The sequence below is a fragment of the Chryseobacterium sp. 2P genome, from assembly GCF_059579425.1.
In genome coordinates, this window is sequence record NZ_CM184194.1 from 2,416,842 (window position 1) to 2,441,893 (window position 25,052).

The following is a 25,052-nucleotide window of genomic DNA, read 5'->3' on the forward strand; positions in this document are numbered from 1 at the left end:
ACAGATTCTGCTTCTAAAGGAACAAAATCTTTACTTTAACAACTTAAAAGTTTAAACCATATTATTTAAATTTCGGAAAATTTCATGTTTTATTACGTGCTTTAAGCCAATAAAAATCTTTAAAAACCGTTTTCACTATGAACTTTTCACGAACATGATTAAAGTTCAGATTAAAGCCTTAATTTTATGCTCTCTTCACATATAGGAGATGTAATAATTTATATTTAGCGAATTATTCAAATAATAAACAAACTTACATGCAGACATTATCATTTAAAATTGCCACTACCGCAGCAGCAATTTGCTTCAGTACGGCAGTTTTTGCCCAGCAGAAATATTCTGTGAGCGGTACTGTAAAAGATAAGAAAAACGGAGAGCTTTTAATAGGCGTTACAGTGAAAGTTGCTGAAGATCCCACCATTGCTGTGGTAGCCAACGATTACGGCTTCTATTCTCTTTCTCTTCCCAAAGGAAATTATACTTTGATGATCTCTAATCCCGGTTTTAAGGATTTTACGAAAAGTATTACCGTAGAAGATAACATCAAGCAGGATCTCGAACTGAGTTCCGGAGAAGCGGAAGCTGAAGAAAGAACCGGGAAAATTGATGAAGTGGTAATTTCCGGAGTGAAAAAGGATAAGAACCTCACATCCGCACAGATGGGAACTGAGACATTAAGCATCAAAAATATTGAAAAGCTTCCGGTTCTGTTTGGAGAAAAAGATGTTCTGAAAACCATACAGCTCCTTCCGGGAATCAAAAGCAACGGCGAAGGAAACAGCGGATTCAGTGTAAGAGGCGGCGCAACAGATCAAAATCTGATCTTACTGGATGAAGCAGCCGTTTATAATGCATCCCATTTGCTCGGATTTTTCAGTACGTTTAACAGTGATGCGCTGAAAGATGCAAGCATCATCAAGGGAAACAGTCCTGCCCAATACGGAGGAAGGCTTTCTTCGGTTCTGGATGTAAAAATGAAGGACGGAAACAACAAAGAATATAATGTAAACGGAGGATTGGGATTAATCAGCAGCCGACTGAGCGTGGAAGGTCCCATTCAGAAAGAGAAATCTTCTTTCATTGTATCCGGAAGAAGAACGTATGCCGATCTTTTTCTAAAAGCAACAGACGATTTCAAAGACAGCAAACTGTATTTTTATGATCTGAATTTAAAAGCCAACTATCAGATCAATGAAAACAACCGATTGTATTTATCCGGTTATTTCGGGCGTGATGTTTTAGGCTTAGGCGATACGTTTTCAAGTGATTGGGGAAATACAACGGCTACCCTGCGCTGGAACAGCATTATCAGCAGCAAATTATTCTCCAATACTTCATTAATCTACAGCAACTACAATTATAATGTAAGCTTAAGCAGCAATAATAACACATTCGGACTGAGCTCCAAAATTGAAGACTGGAACCTGAAACAGGATTTTTCATGGTTTGCAGGGAATAAGCATTCGGTGAAGTTTGGGCTGCAGTCTATTTATCATACCATTACGCCAAGCAGCGCTTCCGGAACAAGTGTAAGCAGTTATCCGAGAAACCCGAGGTATTCCTGGGACAATGCTCTGTATATTAATGATGATTTTAAAGCTACCGAAAACCTGACGATCAACTACGGAGCAAGGCTTTCCCTGTTCAGTGTTTTGGGAGGAGATATTTTTAACACGTATGATAACGGAGTTCTCACAGATTCTAAATTTGTGGAGAAAGGAAAGTTTGGTAAAACATATGTGAATGTAGAACCGAGAATTACGGCAAACTACAGAATTAACGAAGTAAGCAGTATTAAAGGAGGCTATTCCAGAAATACTCAGAATTTACACCTTTTAAGCAACAGCGGAAGCGGAAATCCTACCGATCAGTGGATTGGAAGCAGCTTTACGGTAAAACCTGAAATTGTAGATCAGGTAAGTTTAGGCTACAGCAGAAATTTCAGCAACAACAACTACGAAATCAATACTGAAATCTACTACAAGTCTCTTCAGAATCAGATCGATTATAAAAACGGAGCCCAGATTACTTTCGATACAGCGGCAGATGTGGAAAGCGAACTGCTGTTCGGAAAAGGAAGAGCATACGGACTTGAAATTATCGCTAAAAAGAAGAGCGGAAGATTAACCGGATGGATTTCCTACACCTTATCTAAAACGGAGAGAAAAATCGACGGAATCAATAATAATGAATGGTACAACGCAAGACAGGACAAAACGCACGATCTTTCAATTGTTGCCACTTATCAGCTGAATCCGAAATGGACTTTTTCAGGACTTTTTGTATACAGCACCGGAAATGCAGTCACATTCCCAACCGGAAAGTATGAGCTGAACGGACAGACGGTTTTCCAGTACAGCAGCAGAAATGCAGACAGAATGCCTACTTATCACAGGCTGGATTTTAATGCAACGTACGAACCTGTAAACAATAAACGCTTTAAAGGATCATGGTCCTTCGGTATCTATAATATTTACGGCAGAGAAAATGCTTACACCATTACGTTTGAAGACAATCCGGATAAGCCGGGAACAACACGCGCGATGCAGACTGCCCTGTTCAGATGGGTTCCGAACATTACGTATAATTTCAAATTTTAATTCATGAAAAATATATTTTTAATCATACTGTCTTTATTTTTAGTCACTTCCTGCGAGAAAGAAATAGATCTTGATCTCGAAGATCAGAGCGGACAGATTGTTATTGAGGGAAACATTACCGATCAGGCGGGACCTTATTTTGTAAAGATTACAAAATCTGTAGCCTTTACACAGACGAACCAATATCCTGCTGTGACGAATGCGCAGGTCATTCTGAGTGACAATACCGGACAGACGGAAACGCTTCAGTATGCCGGAAATGGAAATTACAAAACGTCCACCTTTGTGGGACAGCCCGGAAGAATTTATACGTTAACCATTAATGCTGAAGGAAAACAGTATACCGCACAGAGTACAATGCCGCAGGCTGTTTCTTTTGACGGTCTGGAACAGGATTCTTTCCTTGTGGCAGGACAGACAAGCTATACGCTTCTGCCTCTTTTCGTTGATCCGGCAACTTTAGGAAACCGTTATCTGTTTGTGTATACGGTAAACAATAATCCGAAAAAATTCTTCTCAGAATTTTCCGATAATGTGAACAACGGTTTACCGAACCAGAGACCTCTTCTGCTTCCCAACGACGACAGCAACGCGAATGATATTAAAGTGGTTGCGGGAGATGTTATTCATGTAGAAATGCAGTGTATCGATGATAAAGTGTATACCTATTATTCTGCACTTCTTCAGCTTTCAGGAAGCGGTCCCGGCGGAGGAATTACTCCCACCAATCCGCCAAGCAACATCAGCAACGGCGCTTTAGGCTATTTTTCAGCGCATACTGTAAGAACAAGAACCGCTGTTATTCAGTAAAAATTAAATAAAAGCTATCTGTACTTCCGGATAGCTTTTTTTGACTTCTGTAAACAGCTGACCTTTCAGTTCTTAAAAATTTATTATAGAATTAATACGATGTGATGTAACAAATATTCTCTTTATGGTGTCTTATGTAGGAAACATTATTTTTTTACATGAAAAATATTTTGATACCCATTGCCTTTTTAGCAGGCATATTTACATTTGCACAGGCTGAAAAGGATACTATAAAATCTAAGGAGAAGGCTATTGAAGGAGTTACCGTAACGGTAAGAAAACCAACCATTGAATCCAAAGTAGACAGAACCGTTTTTAATGTTTCCAACAGCTCTATTCTCGCAGGAAACACGACTTGGGATGTCTTGAGAATGACCCCGCTGGTAAGTATCGATAACAATGATGCCATAAAAGCTGAAGGAGAAACCGTAACCGTTTACATCAACGACAGGAAGTCTGTTTTTACAGGAAAGGAACTGAAAGAATACCTGAAAACCATTCCTGCGGATAATCTGATGAAGATTGAAGTGATTACAAGTCCGTCTTCGCGCTATGAAGCCACAGGATCTGTCATTAATATTGTTTTGAAAAAGCGTGATGATGAAGGAATTAAAGGGAGTGTTACCTTAAACAACAGGCAGAACACCAAAAACTCTCAGTATACCAACCTGAATTTAAATTATCACCGCAAAAGCTTTACACAGACCTTCATCGGAAGCTACAGCGATAATACCAATGTACAGAGCAATTCCAGTCTTTATAAAGTGGATGCAGAAAATTCTGAAACCTACAGAAATTCTAAAACCATAGGAAGATACAAAAGTCCTTCCCTTTCCTCTACTTCAGAATTTGAACTGGATAATAAAAATACGGTAGGTGTAATTCTTGAATATTACCAAAGCAACTCTTATTCCAATACCGATGCAGACGGATTGAGAAATGTTAACGGGCTATTCGAAAACTCATATCTTCAGAACCAAAATTCTACGGGACTTAACAGAAACTTCGGCTCCAATATTTTTTATAAATGGTATGATAAGGAAAAGAATAAAATCCTTGACATTAATTTGGGTTCCAATTATTACGGACAGTCGAATGACGATTATTTTGTAAAGAACATGCTTTATAAATCCAAACCGGCTGAAAAACAGGAAATCGGAGTTCTTACAGATACCGAAAACAGAAATTATTACCTGAAAGTAGATTACACGCAGCCTATAGGAAAAGAAGGTGGAAATTTTGAAGTCGGCGGAAAGATCGATTTCAATAATAATGTGATCCCAAACAGCTTATATGGAAATATGCTTACAGGACTAAGTTCCGGAGATATTTTCCACTATGAAGACAACATCAGTTCCCTATACGCCAACTACAGCAAAACATTCTTTAAAAAACTGGAAACCAGGATCGGACTCCGTTATGAATACATCGATTATAAAATACGTCAGGATAATGCCGGAACTTCGAGAAGAGATTCTTATGGAAAACTGCTGCCCAATATTTTATTGAAATATTCTTTTTCAGACAATTATGATTTAAGTTTAACGTATAACAAAAATATATGGCGACCGTGGTATGCGGAGTTCAATCCGTTCATGATCCCGAACAGCGACGGATTCTACAGCCGTGGAAGCATCGATCTGGAACCCAACCCAAGCGACAGGGTTTATATGAAGTTGGGCATTCATAAAAAATACTTTATCTCTGCGAGATATATGTTTACCGATCAGGATTACTGGACCAATTATGTAACGGGAACGATTAATGATATCAACGGAAATCCTCAGAATATCACCATTACCCAGCCCTCTAACTTTTTCGGGAAAGTGCATAAATATTATGTTTTTGCCAATACGAACCAGACCTTTTTCAAAAATAAATTTACGGTGAATCTTGGTTTAGGATGGTATTATATTGACAACAGCGATTTTAACAAGAAAAACGGTTTGGAAAATGCCAATAACTACATCAGCTATCTGAGTGCTTCTACCAACCTTACGTATACGAATCTGTTTAATAAAAACATCAATCTGAGCGCATGGGTAGAAGTTTCTAACCAGAACAACGGAAATTCTACGACGAACAGAGCGAATGTCTTTCATAATATTTCTGCCACAAAGATATTCCCGAAAACCCAGATGGAAGTCAGCCTTCAGCTCATGAATATTTTCCAGAGGCCAAATTACGATGCCACCACTTTTGTGCAGGGAGGAACTTTCCGAAATGCTTCAAAATGGGACTGGTACGGAGCATCTATTTCATTTGTAAAACGTTTCGGAAACCAGAAAGTAAAAGAAAATACCAAAACCGATGTTGAGAAAAACGGCGGCGGCGGAAAATAATTTTAATGTTAAATTTTAGTACGGATGATGGATAAATTTCCATTGTCCGTTTTTTTTATACATTTTCAATTTATCTTAATTTTATGTTCTATGTTGGTCTTTTTAAAAACGCTAAGTTCGCTGAGGCTGTTTTGAAATTTATGTGAATATTTTTCGAGCGCAAGGGCGTGAAACTCAGCTAATGATAATGATGATTTTTAAATCTCTGAAATTTTTATTTCACTTTAAGTTTTGGCTAAAGCCCATTGCTATTGATAATTTGTATTGATTTTGAATTGAACTCACGTTAATTTTCATCATCACACTTAACGTTCTTTTGAAAACGCTAAGTTTGCTGAGGTTTTCTTTAAAATTTATGTGAATATTTTTCGAGCGCAACGGCGTGAAACTCAGCTAATGATAATCATGGTTTTATATCTCTGAAATTTTTATTTCACTTTAAGTTTTGGCTAAAGCCATTTTATTTCGCAAAACTATTTAAATGGACTAAAGTCCATTCCTATTGATAATTTGTATTTATTTTGAATCGAACTCACGTTAATTTTCATTATCACACTTAATGTTCTTTTCTGAAAACGCTAAGTTCGCTGAGTTTTGCTTTGAAATTTATGAGAATATTTTTCGAGCGCAAAAGGCGTGAAACTCAGCTAATGATAATCATGGTTTTTAAATCGCTGAAATTTTTTTTCACTTTAAGTTTTGGCTAAAGCCAATTTATTTCTTAGAAAGATTAAAATGGGCTAAAGCCCATTCCTATTGATAATTTGTATTGGTTTTGAATTGAACTCACGTTAATTTTAGTCATCACACTTAACGTTTTTTTTTAAAAACGCTAAGTTCGCTGAGGCTGCTTTAAAATTTGTGTGAATATTTTTTCGAGCGCAACGGCGTAAACTCAGCTAATGATAATCATGATTTATAAGTCTCTGAAATTTTAATTTCACTTTAAGTTTTGGCTAAAGCCAATTTATTTCTTAGAAAGATTAAAATGGGCTAAAGCCCATTCCTACTGATAATTTGTATTGTTCTTGAATTAAATTCATGTTAATTTTAATCATCGTATTTAAAAAGTTTTGGACAAGATCAGTTTGTTAAAGTCTTTTACATTATCTTTTTTTAGTCTGAAAATGTAGTCTTTAAAAAAAGCCGGAAAAAGATATTTCATCTTTTTCCGGCGCTGATTCTTAAAATCTTTGAAATTACTGTTTACGGATTCGATAGAGTCTGCCTCCGTCCGTCACCGCATATAAATTACTATCTGTTCCCTGTGTAATATCTCTGAAACGCTGGTTTTCGTTTGAAAGAAGCCTTTCTTCGCCTATTACTTTGTTGTTTTCCATAACCAGTCTCGCAATGTGCATTCCGCTTAAGGAAGCTACGAAAAGATTATTCTGCCATTCCGGAATGGTGTTTCCTTTATAAAAAGTGATTCCGCTTGGCGAAATTACAGGATCCCAGTAATAAACAGGCTGTTCCATTCCTGCCTGCTGCTGAATTCCGGCTCCGATGGTGGCTCCGCTGTATTCAATTCCATAAGTAATGGTTGGCCAGCCATAATTTTTACCAGCTAAAACCCTATTGATTTCATCTCCACCTCTCGGTCCATGTTCACTCTGCCATAATTCTCCCGTTACAGGATGGATGGCAATTCCCTGCGGATTTCTGTGCCCGATGCTGTATAATTCCGGCAAAGCTCCGGATTGCGAAAATGAAGGATTTCCGGGAGCGGGTTGTCCGCTGGTTGTAATTCTCAGGATCTTGCCTAAAGCTGCGGTTACAGACTGTGCAAGAGGTCTTGTAGAAAGATCGGAACGTTCTCCCGTACTCACAAAGAGATTTCCTGTGTTATCAAAAGCAATTCTTCCTCCGTAATGAAGATTTCCCACATTGGCAGAAGGATTTGCCCTATAGATCACCACAGGATTTTCAATCATAGTTTCTGAGCTGAAGAGTCTTCCTTTGGCTACTGAGGTTATATTTCCGCCTGAAACATTTTCAGAGAAAACCCAGTATACCATTCTGTTGGAAGTAAACTGCGGATCTACACAAACGCCAAGCAGACCACCCTGCCCTCCGGAATTCACGGAAGGAAGTCCTGTTATAGCACTGCTTACAGTTCCGCTACTGCTTATAATCCTCATGGTTCCTGCTTTCTCGGTTACGAGAAGTCTTCCATCCGGCAGAGATGTAATTCCCCACGGCGAAGCTAATGATGAGGTAACAACTTCACTTACATAAGGTGTGGAAGTTTTTGCGCCATTCGCTCTGGTCTGTCCTGCAAAAGCCGGCTGATAATTGGTATTTGCCGAATTGGTCTCAACAGGAGGAAGTGATAGTCCGTTATTTCCGCCGCTGTCATCGATAGTGTCTGAACAGTTTGCCAGTAATAAAGACACGGCAATTAATCCATAATAGCTTGTTATTTTCATATTTCGAGATTTTGGTGTACTGAAGAATTTTATTTTCAAAAACAAATTACCTGCCGTAAATCCTATCGTCGTGGAATTCCCGCAAAATATTCAATCGGTTACACTGATAATAGAATTTCTTTAAAATTTCAATAATTGATTAAGAAAATTTTAAGACTTAAAATGAAAGTATGGCATGAATATTATTATAATTAATATAAACACGTTGAAGATGGAAAACCTGTTAGCCAATAAAGATTTAATAAACAACTATTTAAAGTTAGTCATAAAACTGCAATTCAATACAGAAATTGATTTAAAAGGAGAATATACATTTACCGAAAATCTGGTTTCCAAAAAACCTATTATAGCAACTACTTTCTCTGAAAGAGTTTTGTCCAGCCCCGATATAAAAACGGTTTTGACATCTGTAATTACAGAAATTAATATCGGCGTCTGTACCACAGAACAGATGAGAAAAGCAGTTCAGGATTATCCGGAAGCAGATTCGCGGGAAATGCAGGAAATTGTTTAAATAAAACTCCCTGTACAGCTTTTTGTACAGGGAGTTTTATTTTTTAAGAGAATTACTTTAAACTTTCCGAAGATTACTGCAGGTACTTTGCTACTTTGTCTTCTAAATCTTCAAGATTAAAAGGTTTGGCAACATAATCATCCGCCTGAGCTTCCTGCGCCAGAGCCACAATGTCGTTATTTGCCGTTACATAGATCACGGGAATGCTTTTAAATTCCTGATGATTCTTCAGAAGCCTTGTTGCTTCCACTCCACCAATTTTGGGAATCCAGTTGTCCATAAGGATAACATCCGGCTGGAACTGTTCTACTTTCTCCAAAATATCATGTGAAGTTTCCGAAATTTCGACCTGATAACCATTTTCTTCAAAAATGATGGTGATGACTTCCAAAATAGTTTTATCATCATCAAAAATCAAAATTTTCTTCTTATTCATATATACTTAACTTTAGTTAGGGGTTACATTTTTTTATAACTGATTGATGTAATCTGCCAGATTATCGGGTTTAATAATGAGGTCAAAATCAATCTCTTCTACGGCGTGTTTCCGCATATAATCCACTTCTGCGGTTTCAGGATCCTGAATCCAGACTTTTCCGTTATTTTTTTTGATGTATGCTAAACCTTCCACTCCGTCTGCATTGGCTCCGGAAAGCAGTACACCAATCATTTTTTCACCATACACTTCCGCCGCAGATTTAAAGGTGACATCAATAGAAGGGCGGGAATAATTCATTTTTTCCGAGCTGTCCAGAGACATCAGATTTTTATTTTCAAACAATAAATGATAATCTGCGGGAGCAATGTAAATTTTATTGTTCTGAATTTCTGTTTTATCCTCAATCTCAATAACTTCTACAGGCGAAAACTGCTGCAACAAGGTCTGCAGAATGTTGTTGGAATGTGCCTTTCTGTGAACCACAAGCAGAATGACAAAATCCAGCTTTTCCTTTATTTTTTTAATCATTTCGAGAATGACCTGCAAGCTTCCTGCGGAACCTCCGATAGCAATCAGTTCAATATTTGTATTATTCGTTTTCATGATAAAACAGCTTACTGATGATCTACTTTTTTCCAGATCTTCTGATCATCCACCTGATTATAATTTTTATCTAATTTAGAAAATCTAAGCGTTTCTTTTGCACCTAAAGCTAAAAAACCTAAATTTTCCAGACTGTTGTCGAAAAGACGGAAGACTCTTTCCTGAAGTCCCCGATCGAAATAGATAAGAACGTTTCTGCAAATAATCAGCTGAAAACTGTTGAAAGAGCTGTCTGAAACGAGATTATGCGTAGAAAGAATCAGCTTTTCCTGAAGGCTTTTATCAAATTTTACACTGTCATAATTCGCGGTATAATAATCTGAAAAATCTTTTTTCCCGCCCGATAAAATGTAGTTTTCGGAATACAGTTTCATCTGCTGTAAAGGAAAAACTCCGGCTCTTGCTGTTTCCAGAACGGAAGGATTAAGATCTGTACCGTAAATTAAAGATTTATGGTAAAGATTTGCTTCCTTCAGCAAAATAGCCATGGAATAGGCTTCTTCACCTGTGGAACATCCCGCCACCCAGATTCTGATGAGCGGATAAGTTCCTAACTGCGGAAGAATTTTCTCCCGTAATGCTTTAAAAAACTGAGGATCGCGGAACATTTCCGTAACGTTCACGGTAATTTCTTCGATGAATCTTTTCAGGTATTCCGGATCATTAAGTATTGTATATCTCAACTCGGCAAAGCTTGTAAATCTGTCGATCAGGCATATACGGTTCACCCTGCGCTTGAAGGAAGCGCGGCTGTATTCTGAAAAATCGTAACCATACATATCGTAGACATCTTTTATGAGATACTCTACTTCTTCATCTTTTACAATACTTGGTTCCAGCATTTACGATAATTTTTCAATAGCGTTCATTAAAAGGTCTACATCTATCGGCTTGGAAACATAATCTGCAGCTCCCGCATCCAGACATTTCTGGCGGTCTTCCGGCATTGCCTGTGCAGTAACTGCGATTACGGGAATATTGCTGATAGAAGGGGTATTTTTTATCATCTTTATGGCTTCATACCCATCCATTTCCGGCATCATCATATCCATCAGAACCACATCAAAATGGTTGTCTTTATTTAAAACTTCAATGGCTTCCTGTGCCATTGTACTGCTTTCAATCTGGTAGCCTCTGGCTTTCAGGGTGAGCTTTAAAGCAAATATATTCCGCGGATCGTCGTCCACGATCAGAATTTTTTTATTCATCAGAATTTTAGCTGTTTAACTTTCATATAACCAAACACGGAGTAAGGATAGCAGCTGATCGATATCCACCGGTTTGGAGATATAATCTGAAGCCCCTGCGGTAATGCATTTTTCACGTTCTCCGATCATGGATTTTGCTGTAATGGCAATAATCGGCAGTCTTTTGAATTTAGGCATTTTTCTGATCTCTTTGATTGCCTCGTAACCATCAAGTTCAGGCATCATCATATCCATCAAAATAACATCCACATCAGGATTTTCTTTAATCTGCTGAATCGCATGGTTTCCATCCATGGCGACAACAACTTCCACTTTATATTTTTCCAGTGCTTTGGTAAGGGAGAAAATATTTCGGACATCATCATCGGTAATGAGTATTTTTTTACCGCTTAAAACTTCCGTAAGCGATCCCATTGTTTTGCTTCTTACGTTTTCAATGGAATTATTTTTCTCTTCCACCAGATGCAGGAACAATCCTACTTCATCCAGAATTCTCTGGTAAGAATGTGCTGTTTTTACAACAATAGAATCTGCATACTGCTTGATTTTCAGTTCTTCGGATTTGGATAAATTTCTTTCGGTAAAGATGATGATCGGAAGATTCTCCAGCCCTTCATAACTTTTTATGGATTCTATAATTTCGTATTCGTTTCCTCTTGAAGCTCCGATGTCCAGAATGACGCAGTCTACATGATTGGCTGTTAAAGCTTTTACGCTGTCTTCCACATTATTTTCTACCGACAACGAAATATTGAAATTGCTGAGGAAATAAGACAATGCGCTTGCGTGTTTTGCGTTTTCTTCTACAATTAATACTTTCTGCGGACCTTTTTTAAGGGCTTCTTCAATCTTTCTGAAAACATCCGTCATCTGATCGAGTGCAACAGGTTTGCTGATGAAATCAATTGCACCTTTCATCAGACTTTCATTCTTTACATGAAGCGCAGACATCATGTGTACCGGAATGTGTTTTGTTTCCTGATTGGATTTTAAATCATCCATTACCTGCCATCCGTCTTTTACAGGAAGCTGAACATCCAGCAGAATTGCCTGCGGACGATATTCCAGTGCAGCAGCCAGACCGCGGTCTCCTCTTACTTCAATCACAGCTTTATAGTTCTGCAAATGAGCATATTTCAGCAATGCTTTGGCAAAATTGGTATCATCTTCGATAATCAAAATGGTTTTATCTCCTTCCTGAATGGTATTTCTGTCATCGTCCACATTTTCAGGAATCTGAAGTGTATTCACCGCTTCTTTTTCTTCCGTCTGTTTTTCATCAAGAATATTCTGGATTTCTTCAACATCTTCACGGATGATTTCTACCAGATTCTGATCTTTTTCAACATGAGGAACTTCAGGAACTGCTTTTACAGGAATGCTTAAACTGAACTCACTTCCTTCATCCACTTTACTTTTTAAGGTAAGCTCTCCGCCTAATAATCTGGCAATTTCACGACTGATCGATAATCCGAGACCTGTGCCGCCGAATTTTCTTCTTGTAGAACCGTCTGCCTGCTGAAATGCTTCAAAAATGATTTTCTGTTTGTCTTCTGCGATCCCGATTCCCGTATCTTTTACGGAAAAGATGATAAAATCTGCTTTTTTAGGATCTTTTTTAATATTTAAATCGATGCTTCCTTTTGTAGTAAATTTTAGCGCATTCGATAATAGGTTTCTCAAAACCTGATCGACTCTTAAACGGTCGGTTTCAATGTTTTTCTGAACGGATTCGTCGATATTGATGTTAAACTCTAGCTTTTTCTCCTGAAATACCGGATTGAAAAGGTCTTTTAAATCTTTTACCACGTCATTGATCACCACATCCTGATATTCAAGAGTCATTTTTCCTGATTCTATTTTTGCAAGATCCAGTATTTCATCAATTAACGTTAATAAGCTGCTTCCTGAGCTTTGAATAACTTTAGCGGATTCGATCTGATCTTCATTAAGATTTTCATCCGGATTTTCTGCCATCAGTCTGGAAAGAAGGAGAATTGAATTCAGCGGTGTACGAAGCTCATGAGACATATTTGCAAGGAACTCCGATTTGTATTTCGTGCTTAGCGCAAGTTCTTCTACTTTTTTCTGAATTTCTGTGTTGCGTTCTGCAATCAGATGATTTTTTTCTTCCAATAATCTTGAACGTTCTTCCAGCTCTGCATTTGCCTGCATTAATTCTTCCTGCTGAACTTTCAGCTCTTCTTCCGAAGCCTGAAGTTTTTGGGTCTGTGCTTCGAGCTCGGTATTCAGATTTTCAAGCTCGGAATGCTGCACCTGCAGTTCTTCTGACTGCGCCTGTGTTTCTTCAAGTAACTGCTGTTCTTTTTCGCGGCCTCTTGCTGCGCTTAAAGCAATTCCTATATTTCTGCTGCACTCTACGAAATAATCGACTCTGTCTTTTTCAAAGTTGGTAGTTGAACCTAATTCCAGAACTCCGATGATGAAACCGTCTGCAAAAATCGGGATCAGCATAATACCGTAAATCTGAATGGTGCTGCTTGCAAAGGTTACCACAAAATCATCTTCATGAAGATTATTGTACACCTGAGTTTTTTCGCTGATGAAAGTCTGACCTACCATTCCTTCTCCGGGCTCGAAAACTTTTTTCATGTTGTTTTCCAGACCAAAAGCTACGTTCAGCTTAAGTAATCCTTCATCATAGAGGTAGATTGAACCATTGATGCAGTTGCCGTATTCGATAAGCTGATGAAGAGATGCTTTGGCAACGTCTTTCACCGATTTGTTTCCTACGAGAGATTCATTAAGAATGGCAAGACCTTTCTGTCTCCAGTCACTTTTATTAATGGTATCGAAAGACAATTTCAGGGACTCCGTCATATTATTTAAAGAATCTACCAATTCTCCGAGATCATCTTCTGCCGTATCTACGACTCTCTGGTCATAATCTCCGTTGGCAATTCTGTTGGCAATCTGCTTAATGGCACTTACTCTTCTGGACATTTCCTGATCTTTTGCTTTCAGCATTTTTTCAAGTTTGTCTCTTCTGATGAGATCTGCTCTTAATTTGATGTAGAAAAACGCAGTAACCACAACTGCTGCGATAGAAGAAAATATAATGAAGAAAACGGTAGTTCGGGAAGATTTATTAAGATCTTTGGTTTTTATGGCAAGCTGATTTTCTTCGTACTGAGAAAATTCTTTTACAATCTGTCTGCATCGGTCCATATGCTGCTTGCTTTCCTCGATCTGTTCCTGCGTCATCATGACTCCTCTTCTTCGGTTTTCTACAAAGAGCTTCATGTTGGCAAGGTTCATCTCTACATTTTTCTCCAGCAGATCCAGAAGTCTTTTCTGATGCGGATCTGTAATTCCGAGACTTCTTGCATATTCAAAGGTTTTGGAATATTCAGAAATACTTCTTTTAAAGGGTTCCAGAAAACTTTCCTGACCGGTAAGCTGATATCCCCTGTTTCCTGTTTCCGCATCCAGAACAGCCACCAAAACATCTTTTACTGCCGTTACGACACGTCTGCTTTTACCAACACTTTCGCGGTGATCCATCTGGTTCTGTATACTGAAGTATGAAGCCAGTGAACTTGCGATCAGGATCAGGATGGAAAATCCTACCCCGAACTGAAGATTTCTTATAAATTTTTTCGGCATGGAAAATTAATTTAAAGGTAAAGTGAAATAAAACGTAGATCCTTCATCTACTTTGCTGGAAACTCCAATATTTCCGTGGTGCTGTTTGATGATTTCGGAACAGATGAAAAGACCGATCCCCATTCCCTGAAACTGGAGTGAAGATTCTTCTACACGGTAAAATTTATTAAAAACAGCTTCCTGCTTAAAATCCGGAATCCCAATTCCGAAGTCTGTAACACTTACTCTTACTTCCTGTTCTTCTTCATCTACAAAAGTGGTTACAATAACCTGATTGTTCTGTGGTGAATATTTTATGGCGTTCGTTAAAAAGTTAATGAGAACCTGCTCGATACGAATTTCATCCAGCGGAATCAAAATATCCGGTTTTACTCCGTCTCGTTTGATCTTCACTCTGCTTTCGTGAGTCTGCACTATTGTATCTATTGCGTTGCTGATAACGCCTTCCAGATTTGTAGGTTTTTTGGTGATTTTCAGCTTTCCGTTTTCGATTTTGGAAACATCAAGAAGATCTGTAATTAAAGTATTCAGTTTTTCGATCTGATCCTGTACTTTGGTAAGAAAACCGGCTTCCGCACTTTCTTTATCAAGTTTTAATTTTCTTTCCAGCAGCTGTACATATGCTTTTATACTGGTTAAAGGCGTTTTTAGTTCGTGGCTCGCAATACTCAGGAATTCATCTTTTTCTTTTTCCACCTTCTTCTGATCGTCTATATCTGTGAAGGTTCCTACCCAGTTTTTGATTGCGTTTTCTTCGTACACGGGAGTTACGCGCAAAAGATGGTAGCGAAAATCGCCCGTTTCTCTATTTTTTATCCTGACTTCAAGATCTAAGGATTTTCCTCTTTTCCTGCATCGTTCAAATTCTTCTTTAATTTTATAATCATCCGGATGCGTTTCGGGAAAGTCTTTTTCAGAATCAGAATACTCATACCATTTACCGTTTACGAAATCTACTATTCCCTGCTCATTCAGGGTAAAAGCAATCTGAGGGAGAGATTCAAGCATTAAATGAAAATGATCGATCTGCGATTTCATGGTTACCTGAGATTCTCTTCTTCCTTTTACCTCAAGCTCAAGACTCTGCTGCGTTTTTTTCATCGCAAGATTCTGCTCCTGAAGGTTGTAGAAGGTTTTTACTTTCAGCATCAGAATTTCCGGATCTACGGGTTTCGTTACATAATCTTTTCCTCCGGAAGCATAGCCGCGTGTGATAAATCTTTTCTCGGTATTTACAGCCGAAAGGAAAATAATAGGTACTTCCTTTGTTTTGCTGTATCCTGCTAAAGTTTCCGCGACTTCAAAGCCATCCATATCCGGCATTTGAACATCCAAAATAATCAGTGCGTAATCATTTTTCAAAGCTTTTATTAGAGCTTCTTCACCGGAATCGGCTGTATCCACCTGAAAATCCTTGGATTCGAGTAATTTTTTGAGTGAATAGAGATTACTTTGGTTGTCATCAACAATTAAGATCATATAAACTTAAAATCAATAATTAATTATATTTACTTCAGCTTCAAAAATACTCACAATATTTCGAAAAACAGGAATTTTTTACCTATTATCAAAACACATACCACAATAGCTGAAAAAAAATTTATCATCTGTAAATTTTTAAAAAAAAATTCTGATTTTTTTTCTTTCTTCAATTCAGTGATTTAAGAGTAAAATTTTAACCACATACCACATTTTTAGTTAAAATTTTAATTTAATAAAATTATTCACGGCACAGTGTTTGAATACAGGATAACAACACTTTTTCACTTAAATATATTTTTCAAAATTAACCCACGTTTTATTGCGTGGGTTTGTTTTATTGTTCTTATATTTGCAGTGAATTTCTCATGTTTAATTTGAGTTTTCATGGTTATTAGTTTTTATCCCCGCCGAAAGTCGGGGATTTTTTTATGTATTTTATTCAACATATTTCACTTTTTTAAAGCACTTATTTTCTGAATATTATTCTTAAATCTCATCAATTTGTTTAAAAAAGTAAAGATGATGGCACAACTTGTGATATAAGTAAGACACACTTAAAATCATAGATATGCCGATACAGATACAAGTTGCCCAATGTACAGAATGCAAAGGCTACACTTCCGCTGCCCCACTCGATTCCAAACATACTTATCATCCGGAAATCGTCGACCATTTTTTATATCATGGCGAACCTGCGTTTACTCTGGATCAGAAAACTTTTGATAAATACAGAAACTTAGAAAATACAAAAGTCATCATCATGGATCTTACTGAACATGAAAAAAATGATCATCTGAATTGTAATTGCGCAAAGAAAGCCATTCAGAAAAGGGTATATTCTCAAAAGGAAATTTACAACATTCCCACCAATCATTTTGTTCCTGAAAAACAGGAAACTGATAATGAAATCTATTTTAAGGATCTTTACCACACCTACAATAATTTTCACGGACTAAGCTCTGCCAATCATTATGGAAGTTCGGGCAGAAAATTCCGTTAACTGAAATATTCGATTTTACCCTTTCCTATTCAAGTATTTAAGAATGTAAGCTTTACAACTTACCTTAAATACTTCTTTTTTTTGATAAAATTAATCTATCAGAAAATTAAATTCTTTTCTGTATTGAGAGGGACTTTTCTGTGTATATTCTTTGAAAGTCTTATTGAAATAACTGAAATTATTAAAGCCGGATTCAAAGCAAACCTCAGTAATGCTTAAAGGCTGCTCGGCAAGAAGCTTGAGTGAATGGGTAATTCTGTATTCGTTAACAAACTGAGTAAAGGTCTTATTGGTAATTTTTTTAAAGTAACGACAAAATGAAGGCACTCTCATATTGGCAAGATCCGCAACCTGCTCCAGGGTTATCTGTTCTTTAAAATGGTCTTTTACATAATTAAAAATAAGATTAATCCTTTCATTATCTTCCACCTGAGTCTGAAGATAATATTTTCCGGCATTGAGAATTCTGTAATCTGAAGTTGAAGCCAAAGTATCCAGAATCTGCAAAAATTTCACAAGTTTTTCCAAAGAGGAAGACTCGTGCATTTCCACGATTTTTTCTCCTATTTCTTTTTTAATATTTTCAGAAAAAACAATTCCTGCCTTTGATTTTTCCAAGAGAGCAGAAATTCTCTGCATTTCGGGAAGTCCGAAGAAATGTTCTCCTAAAAAATCGGGTTTAAACTGAATAACCATTTCGTAATCGTTATTGGTGTTTTCATTCGTCATTCCGCAATGCGGCAGATTACTTCCCATAAGCACAAGATCTCCGTCTGAAAAATAGGAAATATTACTTCCAATCTGCCTTTTTCCGGAACCTCCGCATACAAAAATCAGCTCTATTTCCGGATGATAATGCCAGACATGAGATTTTATATTTTCGTTACGAAGGAATTTAAGACTTGTAAAACTGCTTCCAATATTGGGTTTTACAGCTTCAAAAGCAGGATGCGAATGTTTCATAGCCAACGGTTAAATCATACACAAAATTAACAAATATTTATTAATTAATAAAAATAAAGGTTAAAATAAAACATAAATATGAAAATTGTATGGTAGCAGCTGTCTTAAAAGAAGTCTACATTTGCAATATAAATAACTGATAATAAAACCCTTATCATTATGAAAAAATTATTACAGTCCGTTTTCTTTGCAGGATTTCTTTTTGTTTCTACAGAAGCAATGGCTAAAGACAGAGATTTTTCTCTTTCTTTTGGAACGACAACATCCAAAACTTTAAGTTTTGAATTGAGCAATGCTAAAAATCTATCGCTGATTATATATAATGATTCTTACGGGGAGGTTTTTTCGGAGAGGCTTGAGAAAGAGGATTCCGTTATTAAAACCTACAATCTTGAAGATTTGACAGAGGGAACCTATTATCTTATAGCGGAATCTGAACAAAAGATCGAAAAATATAAGATTAAAATCAGTGATGATCATACGGTAACTATTGAAAAGACTCCTTTCGCGGTTATCAGTAAACCGGAATACAGCATTTCCGGAAATATTGTTAATCTGCATATTGCCAATCTGAAAAACAAGGTAAATATTTCCGTAACCGATTATTCGGGAAATACGTATTATTCTTCCGTGAAAGAAGGAAATGCCAACGAACTGAATATGACTTTTAATTTTGATCCTAAAACTGCAGACCAATACATCATCAGTATTGAAGAAAACGGCAATACATTCAACAGAACAATCACTTTAAAATAAGAGATTCTATACATTTCCGTACTTATATCGGAATTAAAATTTTACGTACAATTAGTTTATTAAGGCAGCTTTTCTTTTTTTAAATCACGGAGAAATGGCTGCCTTAATTTTTTTTAAAATTATCTTACTGATATTAAGTAGCTTTTAATATTTCTCAGCAAAACCTGAAAATTTATTTTGTGGGAATAAAAAAATCTTTCTATATTTGCACCACTGAAAACAACGATACAATCGGTGTTTCTGGAGAGTTGGCAGAGTGGTCGATTGCGGCAGTCTTGAAAACTGTTGACTGTAACAGGTCCGGGGGTTCGAATCCCTCACTCTCCGCAAAAAAAATCCTTCAAAGTAAATTTTGAAGGATTTTTTTATTATCCCATCTGAAAATTCAGGCGTTCTCATCATGCGCGGCATCTACGGGTTTAGATTCAGGGGAGCCTTTTTCACGGAGCCAGATGGAGAGAACGACCAGTGAAAATACCGCAAGAAATTCGCTTTGCCAGTTTTGAAAAGATTCAAACCAGAATCTGGAATCCACAATATACTGTAACGCTGTTGCTGTCTCTTTATTTTTCATAATCTGTTCTTCATTATAATCTTTCAGACTTCCATAAAAATGCATCAGGAAACTCGCCAAAAACAAAACCGCAAATGCCGTCGATAAGGAATGCTTATACAATTGAAGCCAGATTCCGCCTTTTTTTACTGCCCATGGACCTTTCGGATGCACTTTAGGCTCTCTGTCAACCTCCTCTTTTTCATCTAAGGATTTAGATTCGCTGGATCCTTTCTGCCTTAAAGAGACGGTAAGAATTACATACAGCATCATTTGCAGAAATTCGCTTTCCCAATTTTCAAATGTTGCCTGAATAAAATGTCCGCTGTGGATGTACTCTGCTATTGACAAAAGAGATTTCCCATTTTCGGCGAGTTCCTTATTTTCTGTTTTCCAGCCTGTAAGAAACTGACCCAACAAACAGATTATCATAAAAATAAGCAGGACAATACTTAAACTGTTCCGGTAAAAAAAATTTCTTTTAGACATTTCAGAAAAATTTAAGAATTCTCATCAGAATCAACCCTTTGAAGTCCTTTTACGGCAGGTGCTGTTAATATTTTACCATTCACATTAAATCTGGAGCCATGACAAGGACAATCCCAACTCAACTCCGCACTGTTCCACCGTACATCGCAATGTGCATGAGTGCAGCTGCTTTTTAACAGATGTACTTTTCCATTCGATTCTTTGTAGAGCGCGTAAGAATTCCCCTCATACTTTACTACTTTAGCTTCACCTTCGGTAATTTCTCCCAAAGACTCAATCTTTTCCTTGAGAAGCTTATCTTTGATAAAATCGAATGCAGCGGCAGCAGTTTCTTTTATAAAATCTGCCATTCCCGCAACCGGTTTAATTCTTGAAGGGTTAAAAAGATCTGCATATTTATTTTCGCGTCTGAGGATGAGATCGGTTATAATTTGTGAGGACAGCGTTCCGAAAATCATACCGTTTCCTCTGAATCCCGTTGCAACGAAGACGCTCCCGTTACTTCCCGGACTTTTTCCGATGTAAGGAAAGCCATCTATCGGTTCATAATACTGACTTGACCAGCTAAAATAAACAAGATCAACTTCAAAATATTTACGAACGTAATTTTCAAGTTTTGAAAAACATTCTCCTGTATCTTCCGCATGTCCGGTTTTATGATCTTCTCCTCCAGCAATCAAAAGTGTCTCACCGCCAATTGTCTGAGTTCTGTAATAATGATAAGGATCTACAAGATCATACCCCAGTTCCGCCGGATAGTTTTTATTTTTTAAGCTGAACGCCATTGCATAGCTTCTGTAAGGTGCATTTACGAAACTCAGCACATTTTTACCGGGAGGAATGTGCGTTGCATAAACAAGATTTCTGGCTCTGATCTTTTCTTTTGAGGTCGTTACGATAATGAAATCTTCCTGTTCTTCATGATTTTCACAGAGACAGTCTTCTAAAATTTCACCTCCCAGATTTAAAAAAGCTTCACACAGCGCCTTTATATATTTTACCGGATGAAACTGAGCCTGATTTGGAATAAGTACCGCATTTACAAAAGGAATAGGAAAGGGAATTTCTCTGGTAAAATGCATCGTGTGATTTACTTTTAAAGCTCCTTCCACAATATCTTTCAACTGCTTATCCTGCTTTTCGTCGAGCGCAAAAAGGTAAGCCGATTTATGTTCAAAATCACAGTCTATATTAAACTGTTGAATATTATTTTTTATCAGTTGAATCGCATCCTGCCCTGCTTTTGCAAATATTTTTGCATTGTCGAGACCAAAATCCTTGACAGCCTGCGAAAAAGTGGTATCAAAAAAATCATTAAGATGTGCCGTTGTTCCTCCCGTTGTTCCGAAACCTATATTTGATGCCTCAAGAATGATGCATTTTTTTCCTTCCTGCTGAAGTTTCAGCGCTGTTGAAACTCCGGTAATACCGCCTCCGACAATTACTACATCATATACCGTTTCAAAATCCGGATCGGAAGAGAAACTTTTAATTTCTTCCTGCCAAATGCTTTTCCTAGCTCCGTCTCTGTTCATAATTTATTGTTTAATTAAAATCCGAAACAATTAACCCTTGTTTTCTCAGATTATTGCAGCATATAATATGTGATCATCAACTAAAAATTATCATTTTTGAATTGACAACGGACTACAAATTTGCATTTATAAATCAATCTGAGAGATCATCTATCTCAAATTTACAATTTCAACAAACTATTGATTTATGACCGCAGTCATGAAATTTCAAGAATAAATTGTTTTATCAGAAACGTCAATAAAAAAACCTTCAAATTAAGAATCTGAAGGTGGTATTTTTATAGCAAACTTTAAACTAATTTCAGAATTAACCGCAAAAGGGACAAAAGATAATGTTAAAGCGAATTTCCAGAATAATCAAAGCATTCAAAAGAATAAAAATCAAAGATTTTTAAAAACTATTGTGAGCTTTTTCATTTATAATAATCAGCTTTAAATAAACGTTTAGTTCATCTTTTGTACTCGTATGTTTGCATATCAAAACTTTACGTTTATATAGGATAACCAAAAAGCTAAGGGACAGAAGAAATATTTTGTGACAGGTAGTTGATTTGATTTTAATATACCGTGAAAAGAAAGATTCTCTGTCTCTAAGTTTCTTCAAAATCTGAACAGTACTTAGGGAATGAATAAATATCCCGGATAATTACGAGAAAAGATGATCGGGAACTGTGGCTTTATAAAAAATAATATGATGAAAAAACAGTGTGTTGGTATTGACATATCCAAGGATCATCTTGATTGCTGTATCGGATGTATAGATTCTGACCAGAATCATAAGCTGCAAAATAACAAAAGGTTTTCGAATAATGAAACCGGTTTTAAGGCACTGCTGCATTGGGTTTCAGATCTTCAGGTTACAGAAAATTTGATGTATGTAATGGAAGCTACAGGAGTTTATTATGAAAATCTGATTTATTATCTCACAGAAAACGACTGTAAAGCATCGGTTTTATTGCCCAATATGGTAAAACACTATGTCAAAAGTTTGAACATAAAGACGAAAACGGATAAGGTAGATGCTGAAGTTTTATGTAGGCTGGGCTTGGAAAGAATACTTAGATTTTGGCAAAAACCATCCGGAATCATGCGGGAGCTTAAGTTCTTAAGCAGAGAGTATCGTGAGATAAAATATAAAATAAATCAGGTCAAAAACCAGCTTCATGCAAGGTTTTACAGTTATCAATGCCCTGAAAGTACAGAACAAAGATTAAAAAGACAGATTGTATTGCTCGAAACTCAGGCACTGGAGATAGAGGCAAAAATAAGAACTTTGGTGATGACAGACCGCTCTTTTATGATAAAATACAGCGGGTATGCACGATCCCGGGAGTGAGTTTTATAACAGTTGTTTGCGTTGTGGCTGAAACAAATGCATTTGCCTTAATCTCCAATTGCAAACAGCTTACCAGCTATGCGGGTCTTGATATACAGCAGAACCAGTCTGGCAGCAGAGAGGGAAAAACAAGAATTTCGAAAAAAGGAAATAGCTTTATTCGGTATGCGCTCTATATGCCGGCATTGTGTGCCAGTAGATTTAATCCCTCGATGAAATCTTTTTACAGAAATTTATCGGAACGGAAACCTGCAAAAAAGATAGCGGTAACAGCCGTAGCGAGAAAGTTATTGTGTTTAATCTACGTTCTCTGGAAAAAAGAGGAAGAATTCAATATCAATTATGAAGAAAATAAAAATACAGACAGGGTTTCGCCTGTCTGAACGGGATAAACAATAGCTTTCCCAAAAAATAGTTTAACAAATTTAAAAAATAATTTGCATATTAACACAGTACCTTTTGCGGTTAAATAAAAGTTTAAACAGACTTAGCATTGCATTTATTAAGCATTATCAGAAGAGCCGGATTTTATTTTCACAAACATATAAGCCAGCCCTAATCCCAATCCCGCTAAAAGTGCTATTTTTGTCTTTCTGGAAGGAACCGGAAGCATTGTTTCTCCGTAAATCCGGTGAGGTTCCGAAGATGGTTCTAAAATATTACCAGAATCTGAAGGAGCATTTTTCACCTTCATCATAAGCCTCATAACTGCTGAAGCACTGTTAATTACATGCTTTGGAAATAATCCGTACACATTTTTAAGGACCATAGACGTAAAATCCGGAAACAAATCTTTTTTAGGATTTTTAGCTAATTCTACCATTTTAGCAGCCGTATCTCTCGGATCTGCTGCAAAAGGAGGAATTTTAAAATCCAGCCCTGAATATTTTGCAGAATGCATATTTCCCGTTGAACGCTGGATCTGCGGATAAATATTACAGATATGGATCTGCGGAAAATCTGAAATTTCGCCGTGAAGACATTCCATCAGTCCACGAATGCCAAATTTTGTGGACGAATAAACCGCACTGTACGGAGCAGGCATAAAACCGCCGATAGAAACATTATTAATTAAAATTCCTTCTTCCTGCTTTTTAAAGACAGGCAAAGCACTGTACGCACCATGCATATAGCCAAAAAGATTAGTCTTAATCACCTGTTCGTTGATATCCATTGGGATTTCTTCGAATTTTCCGCTCGACATTACCCCTGCATTGTTTACCCAAATATCTATTCTGCCGTTGAACTGCAATGCTTTATTGGCTAAATTCTGAACATCGCCCGCAATAGAAACATCCGTTGGAACAGCCATCGCCGAAACGCCTAAATCCCTGCACAGAGCAACTGTTTCGTCCAGAGCTTCCTTACCTCTTGCCGCAACTACAATATTGCAGCCTTCCAAAGCAAATGCTTCCGCAGCCGCTCTTCCTACCCCACTGCTTCCTCCGGTAATTACTACGGTTTTTCCTCTGAGATTTTTTTGTTCATTATTAGAATTCATTTTGTGATGGTTTTTGGTTAATTATCCATAATCAACCTATTATTATGCCATAACGAGCATAATTTTCAAGTTAAATTTAAATCTTGTGAATAATTTTAACTGGAATTCCAATTTCCACTTTAAAGTCAATCTTGTTTTAAACTAATATTTAATAATATAAATTTTCGTTAATATTCTTAATTAATCTTAAATAATGTAGCCGCTCTATTTTCTTGGCACAATATTTTAATATTCTCTAATACTCATGTTTAATTTGAGTTTTCATGGTTATTAGTTTTTATCCTCAGATTCTCTCTGAGGATTTTTTATTTTTCATCAACCAGTTTTAAAACAAAAAACAGACCTTAAAAAGATCTGTTTTAATAAATTATATGTCGCTTTAAGTATGTTTATATTGCGTAAGCTCCTTTGTTCTGAAAAACATTAATGACTTCCGTTTTATTATTAACTGTATTGCAAATAACTTCGACCGTAAAATAAGAGACTTCATAAAGTACGTATTTTACAGAATTTACTGTTCTTTCGCTCATGACACGTCCTTCATTCATCACGAAACTGCACTGTGCCTGATTTGGCAAATTTTTAAAATCGTAGTAAGAAATCATAGCTTTGTTTTTTTTAAGAGTTTCAAATAGATATACACAATTTCTTTGCCAATTTTCTTTAATAAAGTTAAATTTTTAAAATTTAAATGAAAATACCCTAAAAACAGCGATTATATTCACAATATTTAATACGTATTACTACAACATTTTACCGGAAGCTTTTTAGTAGAATTTCTCCGATCAGCTCATCAAAAGAGTTTTGTCTATATCCAAAGTTGCTGCAGTTGTATTTTTTGTCATTTTAAATATTGCAGATCTCT

20 protein-coding genes and 1 tRNA gene are annotated in these 25,052 nt (G+C 36.7%); 9 read left to right on the forward strand and 12 right to left on the reverse strand.

The window, feature by feature from the left end:
- Positions 1 to 257: 257 nt before the first annotated feature.
- From AC52CF_RS11030 to AC52CF_RS11040, 3 genes are all read left to right on the forward strand, one after another.
- On the forward strand, positions 258 to 2,600 hold the full coding sequence (locus tag AC52CF_RS11030) for a TonB-dependent receptor (protein ID WP_375180827.1): 2,343 nt from the start codon (positions 258 to 260) through the stop codon (positions 2,598 to 2,600).
- 3 nt (positions 2,601 to 2,603) lie between these two features.
- Entirely contained in the window at positions 2,604 to 3,410 is an 807-nt protein-coding gene (locus AC52CF_RS11035) for a DUF4249 domain-containing protein (protein ID WP_375180828.1), read from the forward strand.
- Between the two features lie 158 nt (positions 3,411 to 3,568).
- A complete protein-coding gene (locus tag AC52CF_RS11040) occupies positions 3,569 to 5,752 on the forward strand; it encodes an outer membrane beta-barrel protein (protein WP_375180829.1) in 2,184 nt (727 codons plus the stop codon).
- A 1,199-nt stretch (positions 5,753 to 6,951) separates the two neighbouring features.
- On the opposite strand, the gene AC52CF_RS11045 is transcribed toward AC52CF_RS11040, so the two are convergent.
- On the reverse strand, positions 6,952 to 8,181 hold the full coding sequence (locus AC52CF_RS11045; protein ID WP_214589558.1) for a PQQ-dependent sugar dehydrogenase: 1,230 nt from the start codon (positions 8,179 to 8,181) through the stop codon (positions 6,952 to 6,954).
- Between the two features lie 211 nt (positions 8,182 to 8,392).
- Between AC52CF_RS11045 and AC52CF_RS11050 the strand changes: the two genes are divergently transcribed.
- Positions 8,393 to 8,695: a hypothetical protein gene (locus AC52CF_RS11050; RefSeq protein ID WP_214589557.1), complete on the forward strand. Its 303-nt coding sequence runs from the start codon at positions 8,393 to 8,395 to the stop codon at positions 8,693 to 8,695.
- A 73-nt stretch (positions 8,696 to 8,768) separates the two neighbouring features.
- Here AC52CF_RS11050 and AC52CF_RS11055 read toward each other — a convergent pair whose 3' ends face one another.
- The 6 genes from AC52CF_RS11055 to AC52CF_RS11080 are packed head-to-tail and all read right to left on the reverse strand — an operon-like array spanning position 8,769 to position 16,051.
- A complete protein-coding gene (locus tag AC52CF_RS11055; protein WP_214589556.1) occupies positions 8,769 to 9,131 on the reverse strand; it encodes a response regulator in 363 nt (120 codons plus the stop codon).
- A 33-nt stretch (positions 9,132 to 9,164) separates the two neighbouring features.
- Positions 9,165 to 9,737, reverse strand: coding sequence for a chemotaxis protein CheB (locus AC52CF_RS11060; protein WP_496517010.1), 573 nt, complete (start codon positions 9,735 to 9,737; stop codon positions 9,165 to 9,167).
- An 11-nt stretch (positions 9,738 to 9,748) separates the two neighbouring features.
- Entirely contained in the window at positions 9,749 to 10,579 is an 831-nt protein-coding gene (locus AC52CF_RS11065) for a CheR family methyltransferase (protein WP_214589554.1), read from the reverse strand.
- On the reverse strand, positions 10,580 to 10,945 hold the full coding sequence (locus tag AC52CF_RS11070) for a response regulator (RefSeq protein ID WP_214589553.1): 366 nt from the start codon (positions 10,943 to 10,945) through the stop codon (positions 10,580 to 10,582).
- Between the two features lie 15 nt (positions 10,946 to 10,960).
- The gene (locus AC52CF_RS11075) at positions 10,961 to 14,572 is read right to left on the reverse strand and encodes a response regulator (protein ID WP_214589552.1); all 3,612 of its coding nucleotides are present in this window, start codon (positions 14,570 to 14,572) and stop codon (positions 10,961 to 10,963) included.
- A 6-nt stretch (positions 14,573 to 14,578) separates the two neighbouring features.
- Positions 14,579 to 16,051, reverse strand: a complete 1,473-nt coding sequence (locus AC52CF_RS11080; protein ID WP_214589551.1) for a hybrid sensor histidine kinase/response regulator — start codon at positions 16,049 to 16,051, stop codon at positions 14,579 to 14,581.
- A 571-nt stretch (positions 16,052 to 16,622) separates the two neighbouring features.
- Between AC52CF_RS11080 and AC52CF_RS11085 the strand changes: the two genes are divergently transcribed.
- Complete coding sequence (locus AC52CF_RS11085) at positions 16,623 to 17,054, forward strand: hypothetical protein (protein WP_214589550.1); 432 nt, start codon at positions 16,623 to 16,625, stop codon at positions 17,052 to 17,054.
- Between the two features lie 90 nt (positions 17,055 to 17,144).
- Here the strand turns inward: AC52CF_RS11085 and AC52CF_RS11090 are convergent, their stop codons facing one another.
- Positions 17,145 to 18,017, reverse strand: a complete 873-nt coding sequence (locus tag AC52CF_RS11090; protein ID WP_214589549.1) for an AraC family transcriptional regulator — start codon at positions 18,015 to 18,017, stop codon at positions 17,145 to 17,147.
- A gap of 159 nt (positions 18,018 to 18,176) precedes the next feature.
- On the opposite strand from AC52CF_RS11090, the gene AC52CF_RS11095 reads away from it, so the two are divergent.
- Complete coding sequence (locus AC52CF_RS11095; RefSeq protein WP_214589548.1) at positions 18,177 to 18,773, forward strand: hypothetical protein; 597 nt, start codon at positions 18,177 to 18,179, stop codon at positions 18,771 to 18,773.
- A gap of 242 nt (positions 18,774 to 19,015) precedes the next feature.
- A tRNA-Ser gene (locus tag AC52CF_RS11100) sits at positions 19,016 to 19,100 on the forward strand.
- 58 nt (positions 19,101 to 19,158) lie between these two features.
- Here AC52CF_RS11100 and AC52CF_RS11105 read toward each other — a convergent pair.
- Both AC52CF_RS11105 and AC52CF_RS11110 read right to left on the reverse strand, forming a co-directional pair.
- Positions 19,159 to 19,815 carry a DUF6766 family protein gene (locus tag AC52CF_RS11105; RefSeq protein ID WP_496517011.1) on the reverse strand — a complete coding sequence of 219 codons (657 nt, stop codon included), beginning with the start codon at positions 19,813 to 19,815 and terminating at the stop codon, positions 19,159 to 19,161.
- 11 nt (positions 19,816 to 19,826) lie between these two features.
- On the reverse strand, positions 19,827 to 21,350 hold the full coding sequence (locus AC52CF_RS11110; RefSeq protein ID WP_214589546.1) for an FAD-dependent oxidoreductase: 1,524 nt from the start codon (positions 21,348 to 21,350) through the stop codon (positions 19,827 to 19,829).
- A gap of 691 nt (positions 21,351 to 22,041) precedes the next feature.
- Between AC52CF_RS11110 and AC52CF_RS11115 the strand changes: the two genes are divergently transcribed.
- Together AC52CF_RS11115 and AC52CF_RS11120 are read left to right on the forward strand one after the other, a co-directional pair.
- Positions 22,042 to 22,686, forward strand: a complete 645-nt coding sequence (locus AC52CF_RS11115; RefSeq protein ID WP_496517012.1) for an IS110 family transposase — start codon at positions 22,042 to 22,044, stop codon at positions 22,684 to 22,686.
- A gap of 23 nt (positions 22,687 to 22,709) precedes the next feature.
- The gene (locus AC52CF_RS11120; RefSeq protein WP_375181501.1) at positions 22,710 to 23,069 is read left to right on the forward strand and encodes a transposase; all 360 of its coding nucleotides are present in this window, start codon (positions 22,710 to 22,712) and stop codon (positions 23,067 to 23,069) included.
- Positions 23,070 to 23,188: 119 nt separating this feature from the next.
- Here the strand turns inward: AC52CF_RS11120 and AC52CF_RS11125 are convergent, their stop codons facing one another.
- Both AC52CF_RS11125 and AC52CF_RS11130 read right to left on the reverse strand, forming a co-directional pair.
- A complete protein-coding gene (locus AC52CF_RS11125; protein WP_214589543.1) occupies positions 23,189 to 24,187 on the reverse strand; it encodes an SDR family oxidoreductase in 999 nt (332 codons plus the stop codon).
- A gap of 389 nt (positions 24,188 to 24,576) precedes the next feature.
- The gene (locus tag AC52CF_RS11130) at positions 24,577 to 24,792 is read right to left on the reverse strand and encodes a hypothetical protein (protein ID WP_214589542.1); all 216 of its coding nucleotides are present in this window, start codon (positions 24,790 to 24,792) and stop codon (positions 24,577 to 24,579) included.
- Positions 24,793 to 25,052: the final 260 nt, after the last annotated feature.